The sequence below is a fragment of the Aquaspirillum serpens DSM 68 genome (assembly GCF_000420525.1).
GTDB classification, from domain to species: domain Bacteria; phylum Pseudomonadota; class Gammaproteobacteria; order Burkholderiales; family Aquaspirillaceae; genus Aquaspirillum; species Aquaspirillum serpens.
The window spans coordinates 1-14267 of sequence record NZ_ATVC01000024.1 but is presented as its reverse complement, the minus strand read 5'-3'; the positions used below and the strand labels follow the sequence as shown (position 1 = coordinate 14267).

Below are 14267 nucleotides of genomic sequence, written 5' to 3'. Positions count from 1 at the left end.
CGACATTCTTCTTTCTACTGTGTCACAGGAGTCCAAAAATGCAATGCAATATCGGTAAAACAGAGCGCGTGATTCGCGTGATTGCAGGATTAGGTATCGTGAGTTTGGCTTTTGTTGGGCCAGCCAGCCCTTGGGCATTTTTAGGTTTGGTTCCCGTGGCAACCGGCCTGTTAGGATGGTGCCCACCTTATGCCATCTTGGGCATCAATACCTGCAAGAAATGAGCAAAAGCTTTTGATGACAAAAAACGGCGACTGTTGCGGTCGCCGTTTTTACATGTTTGCTGTGAACCAGTTTAGATGTGAGCCCCTTCATCAACAAACACCGCCACTTTACGGGGGCGAATATAGACCTGATCGCCTAACATCAAACGCAGCGATTGATATTGTTCCTTGGTCAGAGCGGCATCGATATAGGTATCGCTGTCATCACGTTTTAATTCAACTCGGACAATCGGCCCTACGGCGTGGATATGCTCAATGGTGCCAGAAGCCAAGGCCGCCCCGGGTTCACGCGATAACTCAATATCATGCGGCCGCACATACACTTTCGCCGCCCCATCCGTGGCTGATGGGTCAGCAATCGGGTGTGCATAGTCGCCAATTGCAACTTGCCCAGCATCGACCCGACCGTGGAATAAATTCACATCCCCTAAGAATTGCGTCACAAAAGGCGTAGCAGGGGTTTCGTAGATTTCATCTGGTCGACCGGCTTGTTCAATCCGGCCATGATTCATCACCACCACACGATCCGATACTTCTAATGCTTCTTCCTGATCATGGGTAACAAACACGCTGGTAATGTGCATTTCATCGTGCAACCGGCGTAACCACCGGCGCAAATCTTTACGCACCTTGGCATCTAATGCACCAAAAGGCTCATCTAACAACAACACCCGAGGTTCGACGGCCAACGACCGCGCCAAAGCAATCCGCTGCCGTTGACCACCCGATAACTGTGCAGGATAAGCGTCTGCCAGCCAATCTAATTGCACCAATTTCAATAACTTCATCACCCGTTCGCGGATTTCTTCTTTGGAAGGACGCGAACGACGCGGACGGACACTTAAACCAAACGCCACATTATCAAATACGGTCATATGGCGGAACAGCGCATAGTGTTGAAAGACAAAACCCACTTGGCGTTCTGACACGTGGCGATCGGTAGCATCTTCACCATGAAACAGAATTTGACCGGAATCGGGGGTTTCTAAGCCAGCAATAATGCGCAATAAAGTGGTTTTGCCACAGCCAGATGGCCCCAGCAACGCCAATAATTCACCCGAAGCAATGTCGAGATTGATATTTTCTAGGGCAATAAAATCGCCAAAGGTCTTACGTACATTACGGATATCGATACTCATGACAAAACCATCCTTAATTCGTCGTCAGGCCATCACACTTAATGTGCACTTGCCAAGCGAGCGCGGGCTTCTAATGGCACGGCATCGCCTTTATGTTGTTGGGTCGCGCGCCATTCCACAAAGGTTTTGAGCGCCAATGTCACCAAAGCCAAGCCAGCCAATAACGAAGCACAGGCAAAAGCACCGATGAAGTTATATTCGTTGTAAAGAATTTCGACATGCAGGGGAACGGTATTGGTCTGGCCACGAATATGTCCCGAGACCACACTCACTGCGCCAAACTCACCCATTGCACGGGCATTACATAAAATCACGCCATATAACAGACCCCACTTGATATTTGGCAGTGTCACACGCCAAAAGGTCTGCCAGCCAGAGGCCCCTAAGACCAAAGCGGCTTGTTCCTCGTCGGCCCCTTGTGCCTGCATCAGAGGGATTAGCTCACGCGCAACAAAGGGGAAAGTCACAAACACAGTAGCCAATACAATGCCGGGGATGGCAAAGATAATTTTAATATCATGCTCAGCAAGCCACGGACCTAACCAGCCTTGCGCCCCAAACAGCAACACATAAATCAAGCCAGCCACCACCGGCGAGATCGAGAAGGGCAAATCGATCAAGGTTGTCAGCAGCGCCTTACCACGGAACTCAAAACGAGCAATTGCCCACGCGGCGGCAACACCAAAGACCAAATTCAGCGGCACTGCGATTAAGGCAGTAATCAATGTCAGCTTAATGGCATTGACGGCTTCAGGATCGGTTAGGGCTGCGAGGTATAAATCCCAGCCTTTGGCCAAGGCTTCCCAAAACACAGAAACCAGCGGCACAAATAAAAATAAAGTCAGAAAAACTAATGCAAAACCAGTTAGCACATAGCGCACCACAACAGATTCAGTTGTCGCGGCAGTGCGCTCGGTTTGATTGGTTGCCAGTGCCATCGCTTTTTTCCTTAACGAATACCGTGGCGACGTCCTGCCCACCACTGGATGCCATTGATGAGTAACAGCATCACAAACGAAATCATCAACATCACGACCGCAATCGCTGTGGCACCGAGGTAGTCGTATTGCTCCAACTTACCAATAATCAGCAAGGGGGTAATTTCTGACACCATCGGGATATTGCCAGCGATAAAGATCACCGAACCAAATTCACCAGTTGCGCGTGCTAGGGCCAAGGTAAAGCCAGTGAGCAACGCCGGCAGCGTGGCAGGAAAAATCACCCGCTGAAAAATTTGCCACCGATTGGCACCAAGACAGGTCGCCGCTTCTTCTAATTCTGCTTCTAAATCCTGCAATACCGGCTGCACTGTCCGTACCACAAACGGCAAGCCAATAAAGGTCAGTGCCACCATAATCCCAATCGGGGTAAAAGCGACTTTAATCCCTAAAGGCTCTAAATACTGACCAAACCAACCGTTTGGCGCATACAGTGTGGTCAAGGCAATCCCCGCCACCGCAGTGGGCAAGGCAAAGGGCAAATCTACCAATGCATCAACAAAGCGTTTGCCGGGGAAGGAATAACGCACCAACACCCACGCGACCAAAAAACCAAAAAGGGCATTGATTAACGCTGCCACTAACGACGCACCAAAAGACAGCTTCAGCGAAGCAATGACACGATCGGTTGAAACTGTTTCCCAAAACCCCTGCCAGCCTAGCTCGCTGCTTTTTAGCACCAAAGCCAACAGCGGCAACAACACAATTAAGCACAACCAAAACAGGGTGTAGCCCAAGCCCAAACCAAAGCCTGGTAAAACGCTGTGTTTTTTATTGAATAAATTCATCTGGACGCTGCTTTAAGCAAAACCTCGTTTGATCGGGCTGCTTTTCACCGATTGGATTGGCAGCCCGACACGATTAACGCTTGGCGTAGATTTGATCGAACACACCACCGTCTTTGAAGTGGGTATCCATCGCTTTTTTCCACGAGCCGAAGGTTTCTTCAACGGTGAAGGTTTTAATCGCTGGGAACTGCTTGCTGTATTTTGCTAACACTTGGGCATTGCGTGGCCGCAGATAGTTTTGTGCAGCAATTTCTTGCCCTTCTGGTGACCACAGGAATTTCAAATAATCCTCGGCCACTTTACGGGTGCCTTTTTTATCCACCACTTTATCAACAACACTGACCGGACTTTCAGCCAGAATCGACACCGCAGGATAAATCACATCAAAACTGCCACGGCCAAACTCACGCGCCACCATTTCAGCTTCGTTTTCAAAGGTTACTAACACATCACCGATATTGCGCTGCATAAAAGTTGTAGTTGCGGCACGACCACCGGCATCTAACACCGGCACGTTTTTGAACAACGATTCCACATACTGACGTGCTTTAGCTTCACCACCGGCTTTTTGTGCCTGACCCCATGCAGCCAAATAGGTGTAACGACCATTACCGGTGATTTTTGGGTTAGGAATAATCACCGCCACACCTTGTTTGGTCAGGTCGTTCCAATCTTTGATTTGTTTTGGATTGCCTTTGCGTACCAAGAAAATCATGGTTGAAGTAAACGGGGCGGCATTGTCGGGCAGGCGTTGCTGCCAGTTTTTTGGCACTAAAGCGCCACGCTCAGCCAACAGATCAATGTCCGGTGCTTGGTTCATGGTAATGACGTCAGCTTCCAACCCACTCACCACGCTCATGGCCTGTTTGCTTGAACCACCATGCGACTGTTGCACCGCAATATCTTGGCCGGTTTGGGCTTTGTAAGATTTTTGGAATGCCGGATTGAGGTCTTTATAAAAGTCTCGCATGACGTCATAGCTGACATTCAAAATCGAGGTGTTGGCAAAAGCCGTTCCCGATAAAGCAAGGCTAAGTGCTAACACGGTTTTGCTGATAAAGGCTTTCATGGTCTGGCATCCTGATTGATTCACAATGAACGCGACTATACCTGTGCTTCTTTATTACCTGAAATATCATTTTGCAATACCAAAAATATATTTTGGTTATAACGATCTTGCCGGTAAGTCAGCGCTAGTTGCACCGCAATAAAAAATGCATAAAACATGTTTATTGTTGTAAACATCAAACCGTAAATTGCTTGACATTCTTTGGCCAGACATTGAAGGAAAACCATGATGTTCTCCCCTCAATCTTCCTCGATTGCCAATGCGATCTGTCATGAGTTAAACGCCGCCTGCCAACGCCTAAAACAATGCGAATCGGCACTCAGTGAACTGTTAGAAAACATCGAAGAAAGCTGGTCTCCAGCACAAACCAAACCATTACATCACGAGGGAGCACAAGGATGAGCGTGCGCTTACGCCTATTTGCCCTTGCACTGTTAGCCATAGGTGCCATGGGTTTAGTGGGTTTGTTGGGCTTATCTGGTATGCGGCTCAGCACAGAAGGTATGAAGCTGGTGGTGGATTTACACCTGCCAGCGGTGCAAGGCGTAGCAAATTTGAATAAACAGCGCTTGGCGATTGAGTTGGTACAATATCAACTGTTAACCGATGGCTTTATTCCGGAACCTGAACGGGTGAAACACACCCGACAACTCACACAACAACTGTGGCAAAACCTTGAACAGAGCAAAACCCATTACTTAGCCCTCGTTCGTGGAGAAAAAACGCAGGCACAATGGGCCAAAATTGAACCACTCTGGCAACAGTGGCAACAGCGATCACAACAACTTGATCATCTCTTAGCAGCGCCGGAAGTGACCGCGTCAGTGCTCGACCAATATCGGGCAGGGTTAGCCGACATGGCCCCGTTGATGCAACAGCTAGAGAATGAGTTAGAAACCTTGTTAGAGATGACCAACCGTATCGCTAATGAAAATGAAGCGGCATTGGTCGAAACCTTGCAACAAAATAGTCAGGCCATTCTGTGGTTTGGTTTATTAGCCACCGCTGGTTTTATTTTATTGGCGCAATGGATTATCCGCACCATTCTGCGCCCACTGAATGCCATGCGCACAACGGCGGAAAGTAGCAGCCAAGACCTTGATTTAACGCGGCGTTGTCAAATCAAAGGCCAAGACGAAATTGCCCGTACGGCACAAGCCTTTAACCACCTGCTAGACACCATCAGTCATAGCTTTGCCGTCATTGTGCAAGAAGGGGATAGCGTCAATCGCGTAGCAGAAGAAGTGGCTACTGCTTCACAACAAATTGCCTCCGCCACAGAAGTGCAAAGCGAATCATCAGCCAGTATTGCTGCGTCTGTCGAAGAAATGCTCACAAATATTGCCCAAATTGCAGGTAATGCCAATCAAGCACTACAGGCCTCTGAATCGGCACAGCAATTAGCCAGCAGTAGCGATAAAGTCATCGTGCAAGCCGCCCAAGAAATCCAAAACATGGTGCAAGCAATTCAAAGCTCGGCGGAGGATGTCTCACACTTGGCAGCGCGTACCGATGAAATCAGCCGCATTGTGCAAACCATTGCAGCGGTAGCAGAACAGACCAATTTATTGGCTTTGAATGCCTCGATTGAAGCGGCACGCGCCGGAGAGCAGGGGCGAGGGTTTGCCGTCGTCGCCGATGAAGTCCGGCAATTGGCAGAGAAAACTCGTGTTGCCACCACTGACATTAGCCAAACCATTGCTTGGGTACAGGAACAAACCCGACGAGCGGCAGATAATTTATTGCAGGGTGAGAAATTAGTCAGTTTTGGGGTATCGCTGATTAGCGGTTTGGTGAAACCCTTAAGCGAATTGCGCGATGGTGCAGTGGTAGCACGGCGGGAATTGAATGCCTTAACCGAAGCCTTACAGACCCAATCGGCGACCAGTCGTCATATTGGCAGTCATGTTGAGTCATTAGCGGCAGTTTCTGAACAAAACAGCGCTGCCGCGACACAATCGGCGTCGGCGGCGCAATCGCTAAATGACAGCGTTGGAGCATTGCGGCAGCAATTGGCGCGTTTCCGTTTGCCAGAAACGGTGTGAGTTAAGCCATTGACTCGGCAGATTCTTCTTGCCTTGGGGCCGTGTGTGAAGTGTGCGTTTCGATCAACACTCGATCACGGCCTTGTTCTTTTGCGGCATATAACAACAGATCAGCGCGGTGTAAGGCGTGATCTAGTGATTCCTCTTCACAAGCCTGCACAATCCCGCCACTAAACGTAACCACACCGTGTAGCAAATCAATAGCGTAGAGCTGTTGGCGTAATTGAATCAGGCATTGCTCGGCAATCGCGATCTCACCGGGTATCAACAACACAAATTCCTCACCACCGTGTCGGCCGGCAACCGCTTGTAGTGGGGTCGCCACTTTCTGTGCCAACTCAGCAAAGCGTTTTAAGACTTCATCGCCATAAGCATGACCAAAAGTGTCGTTTAGCCGCTTAAAGTGGTCTAAATCCATCAACGCCACACAGAATGGTTGTCCTTGCCAAGCTTGATAAGATTGCTCCATGGCGCGGCGATTAAACAAACCAGTTAACGTATCGCGTTCCGCCAACAGCCGCAGTTGTTCGGCCAATGCCGTAGCACGATCCCGTTCGAGCTGATAGCGCCGGCCATAGTTGTTGACCAAAATCAGCACGCACACCGCTGTGACAAAATAGCTAAACACCAAATCCCACTGCCGTACTTGTTCATTCGGATAGGGATAGACCCAGTGGGGATATTGCTGTTCGACCAATAACAACAGTACAGGCACCAATAAAAATAACAGCTGCAACGCCCGTTGTACCCGTCCCAAACTACGCAATACCACCGTGATATAAACCAAACCAATCAAGTAGAACATCAGCGTCGGGCCAGCCGAACCGCCGTTAAAAAACCAATTCAGTGGCAGATTAAACAACACAAATAAAAAGTTGAACGCCACCGCCATGATCTGAAAACGGCCACACCAACGGGATTGATACCAAAAAAATAGATACAGTGGCACCAGCATCAACATTGATATTGCATAGTTGGCCTCGGCGGTTTCCAAAGCCAAATTGAACACGGCTGCCACCAAATGCAAACCGCCCCCAACCAATAACAGGGCGTGATGGGTGTATTCAAACGGTTTATCTCGGCTGCCTAACCACCAAGCGGAACACCGTTGCCAATAATCATGTTTCATCACAGATTTTTTACCGAAAGCCTTGTTGCGTGGTCAATCACACCAGCATCATAAAGTCGTTGCGTATCCTGTATCAGGGTTTGCATACCGTGGGCTTGTCCTGTTTGTAACACCGAGAGCAATTGCGCGCTATTGCGCTCCCGAATTAAGTTTTTTACCGCAGGGGTAGACAGCAATAATTCAAATACAGCACAACGTTGGCCTTCTACCACCGTTGGTAATAAGGTTTGTGCTACCACCGCTAACAAGGTGTCGGCCAATATCGCCGCTGCCATATCGCGTTCAGCAGCAGGAAAACTATCAAGCAGGCGATCGACTGCGCTGACAGCCGAGCCGGTATGCAATGTAGCCAATACCAAATGCCCAGTTTCTGCTGCCGTTAGCGCCAGCCGCATCACTTCGACATCGCGCAATTCCCCGATTAACAAGACATCTGGATCTTGTCGTAAGGCGGCACGCAAGGCGTGTGCAAACGAGGGGCTATGTTGGCCAATCTCTCGCTGTTGAATCAGGGCATATTTCGCACTGTGTATCCATTCGATGGGATCTTCTAACGTCACAATATGCCGAGGCTGGGTGTGGTTGATGTATTGCACCAAGGCTGCCAGCGTAGTGGATTTTCCTGATCCAGTGGCACCGGTGACTAAAATTAGGCCTTGTTGCTGCAAACAACAGGCTAATAAGGCATCAGGTATCCCTAAATCGGCCAGAACCGGTAATTGCTTAGGCAAAAGTCGCATGGCACAGGATACGCCATGCTGTTGTAGAAAAATATTAAAGCGCACCCGACCCAGTTCAGGAAAAGATAGCGCAAAATCCTGTTCCTGTTCGCTTAATGCGCTGAGATAGGGCGCGATGGCTGGCTCTCGGTTTAGAATGCTCAACAGCGCTTCTGCGGTCAATATTGGCATGTCTAGGGTTTGTAACACCCCACCAATCCGCAAAACTGGCGCTGAACCACTCACCAAATGCACATCCGATGCCTTGTGTTGATAGGCAAATGCCAACAATTCAGATAACAACACGACAGAGCCTCCCTTTTCACAAACAGCATGTTTGATAGAAATTGATTATGACAGAAAACCTTACCCTTTCATTACAAGCCATCCAACAGCGTTTGCGCCAAGCAGAGCAAGCGGCCCAGCGGCCAGCCCATAGTGTGCAATTATTGGCAGTCAGCAAAACTGTCAGCGCCGATCGAGTGCGTCAAGCCTTTGCCGCAGGGCAAACCGCTTTTGGTGAAAACTATGTGCAGGAATGGCTGGAAAAGCAGCAAACCTTGGCCGATTTGGCGATAGAATGGCATTTTATTGGCCCATTACAGAGCAATAAAACACGCCATGTGGCAGAGTTAGCCAGTTGGATTCATTCTGTTGATCGGCTCAAAATTGCCCAACGCTTGTCTGAACAACGGCCATCTACGCTACCACCATTAAATGTCTGTCTTCAGGTTAATGTCAGTGGCGAAGCCTCAAAAAGCGGGGTCGATCCAGAACAAGCGTTAGCGTTGGCTCAGGCTATCGCTACCTTGCCCAAACTACGCCTACGCGGTTTGATGTGTATTCCAGAAGCCGCAGCAGATGAAGCCGCATTAGCGGCACAATTTCGCTGTTTACAGCAGTTATTTGTAGAATTGCAGCAACACGGTTTAACACTCGACACGCTTTCGATGGGGATGTCGGCTGATATCGAGCTGGCAGTGGCACAAGGTGCCACCATGGTGAGAGTGGGGAGTGCTTTGTTTGGTGCGCGGCCATCGTCTCAACGGGAAGGATGATTTGCAATGAATATTACATTTATCGGCGGCGGCAATATGGCAACCGCCATCATCGGTGGCTTAGTGAAATTGGCTGACACCCAAATTCGGGTGGTTGAGCCAAATGTAGCTAAGTGCACCGAATTGATTACCCACTTTCGGATTGCCGCTGGCGCAACCTTGCCAGCCCAGTTCGATGAACAAGAAATCATTGTGTTGGCGGTGAAGCCGCAACAACTCAAAGAAGTGTGCCAAGAGATTGCTCCACGCTTGAATCATGCCTTAGTGTTATCGATTGCCGCCGGTGTGGGTGTTGCCACCTTAAGCCGTTGGTTAGGTGGACATCAGCGCATTGTGCGAGTGATGCCGAATACGCCGGCACTGGTTGGCCTCGGTATCTCAGGTTTATTTGCCGAGGACACGCTAAGCCTTCGCGACCGTACAACCGCCACACAAATCATGGATGCAGTTGGCTCGACGCAATGGGTTGCAGATGAAAAAGCGATGGATGCCATCACCGCGATTTCTGGCAGTGGGCCGGCTTATGTGTTTTATTTAATTGAGGCCCTGCGCGATGCAGCATTAGCACAAGGCTTTGTCGAAGCCGAGGCCCGCGAATTGGCACTGGCAACATTTGAAGGAGCGGTTAAACTCGCCCGTGTCAGCGGAGAAGACCCTGCTCATCTACGTGCCAATGTCACTTCAAAAGGGGGTACGACCGAGCGGGCCATCCTACGCTTTGACCAAGAAGGGGTAAAACACGCCCTGATGGCTGGTGTGGCAGATTGCCGCGCCCGTTCGGAAGAATTAGGTCAATTACTCAATCAGGAAAACCACTGATGCTGCTGGAAACCCTGCGTTTTTTGTTCAAAACGGTCAGCGATTTGTTTGTTTTGGTGGTGTTGTTGCGCTTTTATTTACAGCTCGTGCGCGCCCCTTTTCAACACCCACTGGTACAATTTGTCGTTTCCCTCACCAATTTTGCCGTCTTACCATTGCGACGTTGGGTGCCCAGTATCAAACACTATGACAGCGCAACGTTGTTACTGGCGCTGTTGGTATCGCTGTGTTCAACATCGGTGTTATTGGTGTTGTCGCCTTATCCCTTTAACTTCACCGCCCCCCCCACTTGGCTAGGTGTGGCTTTATTGTCGATTCTGGAACTGTTTCGGGCTTCGCTGCATCTATTGATGGGAGCAGTGATCGTACAGGCGATTTTGTCTTGGGTCAGTCCTTATAATCCGCTGGCCCCTCTGCTCGATCGTCTGACCACCCCATTTTTACAACCTTTCCGCCGTTTGAACGTTGGCGGTGTTGATTTGTCTCCACTGGCATTGTTATTGCTGATTCAAGTGATCCTGATGCTACCAGTGACATGGATTGAACAGAGCGTGTTCAATTTGTTAACGCGAGTGTTATCCTGATGGCAACACGTTGCGTTAACGCAAAACATCATCCGGCAAAAAGCGCCAAGCTTAGCGCTCGATGGTGATCTTCCTTGTTTATGGAGAATTCAAAAATGAAAAAAGCAATGCTGATTGCTGCTGCCCTGAGCGCAAGTTTTGCTGCTGCCCCTGCTTTTGCCAATCTGCAACTGGCACAGCAAAAAGCCTGTATGTCCTGTCACGCAGTGGATAAGAAAGTGGTGGGCCCAAGCTACAAAGAAGTGGCAGCTAAATACAAAGGTCAAAAAGACGCTGAAGCCAAACTGGTTCAGAAAGTGATCAAAGGCGGCGTGGGTACTTGGGGTCAAATTCCAATGCCAGCGAACAACGTCAGCGAAGCTGATGCGAAAACCCTAGTCAAATGGGTCTTGGCTCAGTAATTGTCTGACCAAACGCTGCCTCATCTCCCACGATGAGGCGGCTTGGACCAAAAATAGCTTTGCCGCTTTCTATACCATTTCCCCTTGGCGCTTGTTTGACGCATGCTGGTCAAACCGCAACATCGCCAAACACGCTTCTTCTACACCTGCCCAAACCACCTCTGGCCGTTTCACTGTTGGCAATGCCCTAACTGCTCTGTTTTCATCAGACAGATCCTACGGCGACAAGCAGATGAAAAAACGGAGAAATTCTCGGCTCAAAGTGATGACCACTTGCTGAATCGCTTGCAGTACAATTGCCGCTTTACACCTAAGCCTTAGTGCAAAATTTTATAAAAAAAGCACTAATGAGCATTTTTCTGTCTTTAGCGACTCTGTTACAGTCTGTGCCGCACTGTGTGATCCGCGTGCGGCTTCTTTTTTTGGGTAGCTTATGATTCGTATCCGCAACCTCTATAAAACCTATCAAGTCGATGGGCGCGCCGTCACTGCGTTGCGCGATATCAACTTGGAAATTGGTCGGGGGGAAATTTTTGGCATTATTGGCCGTTCCGGTGCCGGTAAAAGTAGCCTTATTCGTACCTTGAATCTGTTAGAACGTCCTAGCAGCGGTCACATTGAAATCGATGGTCAAGACATCACCGCATTAGACGCACAAGGTTTGGTCAACCTACGTCAACAAACGGGTATGGTGTTTCAACACTTTAATTTGTTGATGGCACGTACTGTGGAAGAAAACATTGTCTTTCCACTCAAACTTGCTAAAAAACCTATCGATCCACAGCACATTCAACAGTTATTAGAATTGGTTGGCCTACAAGATCACCGCCATAAATATCCGGCACAGCTGTCGGGTGGACAAAAGCAGCGGGTGGGGATTGCACGGGCATTAGCCAATGCCCCGAAATTATTGCTGTGCGATGAAGCCACGAGTGCATTAGATCCACAAACCACACAAGCCATTTTGCAACTGTTGTTGGATATCAACCGCCGCATGGGGCTGACCATTGTGTTAATCACCCATGAAATGAATGTGGTTAAAAGCATTTGTGACCGAGTGGCAGTGATTGATGCCGGCGAAATTGTGGAATTGGGCCCTGTGAGTGAGATTTTCCTCCATCCCGCCCACCCTGCGACGCAAAGTATGTTGGCGGAAAGTGGTGGACAAAACGAAGCAGAATGGCAAGCGGCATTGGCAATGGCCCAAGGTGCGGTATTGCGACTGAGCTTTACCGGCGCCACGACACACCAACCGTTATTACACGAGTTAGCGCAGCAGTGGGGCATTGCCTTCAATATCCTGCACGGTACTATTGGCCGGATTAAAGACACCCCCTACGGTCAACTGATTGTTGAAGTGGCGCAGGCCAACACAGTCGATATCACCGCCTTACAAGACGCTTTCGCGGCACGCGGTGTTCGCACTGATATTCTGCAACAAGGAAAACGGCCATGATTGAATTTGTGAATCTTGACCTTGCCGAGCTGTGGCAGGGCACACAGGAAACGCTGATTCTGACCGGCGTTTCATTATTTTTTACCGTGTTATTGGGCTTGCCGCTTGGTGTCTTACTATTTTGGTCAAGTAGCCCGCAGCTACAAGGCCATAAAGGGCTATATCGGGTCTTATCGTTGGTGGTGAATGTGTTGCGGTCATTGCCTTTCATCATCTTATTGATCGTGATGATTCCGCTCACCGTGTGGCTTATCGGGACCTCAATTGGTGTAGAAGGAGCTATCCCTCCTTTAGTCGCAGCAGCAGTGCCCTTCTTTGCACGCTTAGTTGAAAACGTGTTGCGCGATTTGGACAAGGGCATTATCGAAGCTTGCCAAGCGATGGGGGCTCAACGGTGGCAGATTTTATGGTTGGCTTTATTACCAGAAGCCTTGCCGGGGTTGTTGGCGGCTGTCACCGTAACCGCTATTAGTTTGGTCGGTTATTCTGCGATGTCGGGGGTGATTGGTGGCGGCGGTTTGGGGGATTTAGCCGTGCGCTATGGCTATCAACGCTTCCAAACCGACGTGATGGTCGTCACGGTCTTCATTTTGATCGTGTTAGTTCAGGTTCTACAGTGGGCAGGCGATAAAGCCGTTGCTCATTTCACTCGGAAATAAAGGATATTAAAAATGAAACGAATCAGTCTGATTGCAGCTAGCGTTGTCGCGGCTTTTGCTGTGAATGCCCATGCTGAAAAATTAAGTGTGGGCGCGACTGCCGTGCCTCACGCTGAAATTTTGGAGTTTGTGAAACCCAAGCTGGCTAAAGAAGGTGTGGAATTAGAAGTTAAGGTCTTTACCGACTATGTGCAGCCTAACGTACAAGTGGCAGAGAAAAAGTTAGATGCCAACTTTTTCCAACACAAGCCCTACCTCGACACCTTTAATAAAAACAAAGGCACGTCGCTGGTAACGGTAACGGCGGTTCATGTTGAACCGTTTGGCGCCTATTCACAAAAAGTGAAAGCGGCCAAAGATTTGAAAGAAGGCGCACGAGTAGCGATTCCAAACGATCCTTCTAACGGTGCCCGTGCTTTGTTGTTGTTACAAGCACAAGGCTTAATCAAGCTGAAAGATCCAAGCAATTTGTTGGCAACAGCAAAAGACATCACCGACAACCCGAAAAAGCTGAAAATCACTGAGTTAGAAGCAGCGACCTTGCCACGCATCTTGAATCAAGTCGATTTGGCTTTGATCAATACCAACTACGCTTTAGAAGCCAAGCTGGTGCCGACTCGTGATGCGCTGTTTATCGAAGGAGCAAAATCACCCTACGCCAACATTTTGGTTAGCCGCAGCGATAACAAAGACAGCCCAGCACTGAAGAAACTGGCGACGGCCTTAACTGGTGCCGATGTCAAAGCGTTCTTGCAACAGAAATACCAGGGCGCGATTGTGCCGGCATTCTAAACCAGAGAGATCGGTTGGGTTGCTACAACAGTGGCAGCCCTAAGCATGCACAGAGAGGGCGGCGTCTTCGCTGTCCTCATCGGCATAACGCTGTCGAATGGCTAATACCTCCGGCAAAATCGCCAAGAAATGCGCCACCAAATTGGGGTCGAAATGTTTGCCAGACTGCTCTTTTAAGAAGTTGACTGCGTCCTCAATCGGCCACGCTCGTTTATCCCCTGCGCCGTAAAACCTCGCCATTCATGGCGGGGATATCAGGCGCAAACGGCAAAGCCGTTTTAGGGTTTTGTGTTGTGGTTGTAAAGTAAAAACAAATCAATGTTTACTTTGCTGTTTGTATAATAAACGCATGAAACGACTTCAAGCCTTCAAATTCCAACTGACACC

18 protein-coding genes are annotated in these 14267 nt (G+C 49.2%); 10 read left to right on the top strand and 8 right to left on the bottom strand.

Features of this window, described 5'->3' with window-relative positions:
• The first annotated feature begins 38 nt into the window (after nt 1-38).
• Entirely contained in the window at nt 39-224 is a 186-nt protein-coding gene (locus G465_RS0106365; RefSeq protein ID WP_022653646.1) for a YgaP family membrane protein, read from the top strand.
• Nucleotides 225-295: 71 nt separating this feature from the next.
• Here the strand turns inward: G465_RS0106365 and G465_RS0106360 are convergent, their stop codons facing one another.
• The 5 genes from G465_RS0106360 to G465_RS0106340 form a co-directional block, all read right to left on the bottom strand.
• Nucleotides 296-1363, bottom strand: a complete 1068-nt coding sequence (locus G465_RS0106360) for a sulfate/molybdate ABC transporter ATP-binding protein (RefSeq protein ID WP_022653645.1) — start codon at nt 1361-1363, stop codon at nt 296-298.
• Between the two features lie 38 nt (nt 1364-1401).
• Nucleotides 1402-2301: a sulfate ABC transporter permease subunit CysW gene (gene cysW, locus G465_RS13795; protein ID WP_022653644.1), complete on the bottom strand. Its 900-nt coding sequence runs from the start codon at nt 2299-2301 to the stop codon at nt 1402-1404.
• A gap of 11 nt (nt 2302-2312) precedes the next feature.
• On the bottom strand, nt 2313-3149 hold the full coding sequence (cysT, locus tag G465_RS0106350) for a sulfate ABC transporter permease subunit CysT (protein ID WP_022653643.1): 837 nt from the start codon (nt 3147-3149) through the stop codon (nt 2313-2315).
• 73 nt (nt 3150-3222) lie between these two features.
• Nucleotides 3223-4218, bottom strand: a complete 996-nt coding sequence (locus tag G465_RS0106345) for a sulfate ABC transporter substrate-binding protein (RefSeq protein WP_022653642.1) — start codon at nt 4216-4218, stop codon at nt 3223-3225.
• 35 nt (nt 4219-4253) lie between these two features.
• Entirely contained in the window at nt 4254-4445 is a 192-nt protein-coding gene (locus tag G465_RS0106340; protein ID WP_022653641.1) for a hypothetical protein, read from the bottom strand.
• On the opposite strand from G465_RS0106340, the gene G465_RS15755 reads away from it, so the two are divergent.
• Nucleotides 4444-4620, top strand: a complete 177-nt coding sequence (locus G465_RS15755; RefSeq protein WP_022653640.1) for a hypothetical protein — start codon at nt 4444-4446, stop codon at nt 4618-4620. The genes G465_RS0106340 and G465_RS15755 overlap by 2 nt on opposite strands.
• Complete coding sequence (locus G465_RS0106330) at nt 4617-6263, top strand: methyl-accepting chemotaxis protein (RefSeq protein ID WP_022653639.1); 1647 nt, start codon at nt 4617-4619, stop codon at nt 6261-6263. Before G465_RS15755 ends, G465_RS0106330 begins: the two co-directional genes overlap by 4 nt.
• Nucleotide 6264: 1 nt before the next feature.
• Here G465_RS0106330 and G465_RS15040 read toward each other — a convergent pair whose 3' ends face one another.
• Both G465_RS15040 and G465_RS0106320 read right to left on the bottom strand, forming a co-directional pair.
• Nucleotides 6265-7392, bottom strand: a complete 1128-nt coding sequence (locus tag G465_RS15040; RefSeq protein WP_022653638.1) for a GGDEF domain-containing protein — start codon at nt 7390-7392, stop codon at nt 6265-6267.
• On the bottom strand, nt 7392-8417 hold the full coding sequence (locus G465_RS0106320) for a type IV pilus twitching motility protein PilT (RefSeq protein WP_022653637.1): 1026 nt from the start codon (nt 8415-8417) through the stop codon (nt 7392-7394). The genes G465_RS15040 and G465_RS0106320 overlap by 1 nt, the downstream gene beginning before the upstream one ends.
• A 47-nt stretch (nt 8418-8464) precedes the next feature.
• On the opposite strand from G465_RS0106320, the gene G465_RS0106315 reads away from it, so the two are divergent.
• The 7 genes from G465_RS0106315 to G465_RS0106280 all read left to right on the top strand — a co-directional run bounded on the left by G465_RS0106315 (nt 8465) and on the right by G465_RS0106280 (nt 13880).
• On the top strand, nt 8465-9169 hold the full coding sequence (locus G465_RS0106315) for a YggS family pyridoxal phosphate-dependent enzyme (RefSeq protein WP_022653636.1): 705 nt from the start codon (nt 8465-8467) through the stop codon (nt 9167-9169).
• Between the two features lie 6 nt (nt 9170-9175).
• The gene (gene proC / locus G465_RS0106310; protein WP_022653635.1) at nt 9176-9988 is read left to right on the top strand and encodes a pyrroline-5-carboxylate reductase; all 813 of its coding nucleotides are present in this window, start codon (nt 9176-9178) and stop codon (nt 9986-9988) included.
• Nucleotides 9988-10572: a YggT family protein gene (locus G465_RS0106305; protein ID WP_022653634.1), complete on the top strand. Its 585-nt coding sequence runs from the start codon at nt 9988-9990 to the stop codon at nt 10570-10572. Before proC ends, G465_RS0106305 begins: the two co-directional genes overlap by 1 nt.
• A gap of 95 nt (nt 10573-10667) precedes the next feature.
• Nucleotides 10668-10973: a c-type cytochrome gene (locus G465_RS0106300; protein WP_022653633.1), complete on the top strand. Its 306-nt coding sequence runs from the start codon at nt 10668-10670 to the stop codon at nt 10971-10973.
• 433 nt (nt 10974-11406) lie between these two features.
• Nucleotides 11407-12429: a methionine ABC transporter ATP-binding protein gene (locus tag G465_RS0106290; RefSeq protein WP_022653631.1), complete on the top strand. Its 1023-nt coding sequence runs from the start codon at nt 11407-11409 to the stop codon at nt 12427-12429.
• Nucleotides 12426-13088 (top strand): methionine ABC transporter permease, encoded by a 663-nt coding sequence (locus G465_RS0106285; RefSeq protein ID WP_022653630.1) that lies wholly within the window; start codon nt 12426-12428, stop codon nt 13086-13088. Before G465_RS0106290 ends, G465_RS0106285 begins: the two co-directional genes overlap by 4 nt.
• A 12-nt stretch (nt 13089-13100) precedes the next feature.
• The gene (locus tag G465_RS0106280; protein ID WP_022653629.1) at nt 13101-13880 is read left to right on the top strand and encodes a MetQ/NlpA family ABC transporter substrate-binding protein; all 780 of its coding nucleotides are present in this window, start codon (nt 13101-13103) and stop codon (nt 13878-13880) included.
• A 39-nt stretch (nt 13881-13919) separates the two neighbouring features.
• Here the strand turns inward: G465_RS0106280 and G465_RS0106275 are convergent, their stop codons facing one another.
• Nucleotides 13920-14120, bottom strand: a complete 201-nt coding sequence (locus tag G465_RS0106275) for a hypothetical protein (protein ID WP_022653628.1) — start codon at nt 14118-14120, stop codon at nt 13920-13922.
• Nucleotides 14121-14267 lie beyond the last annotated feature (147 nt).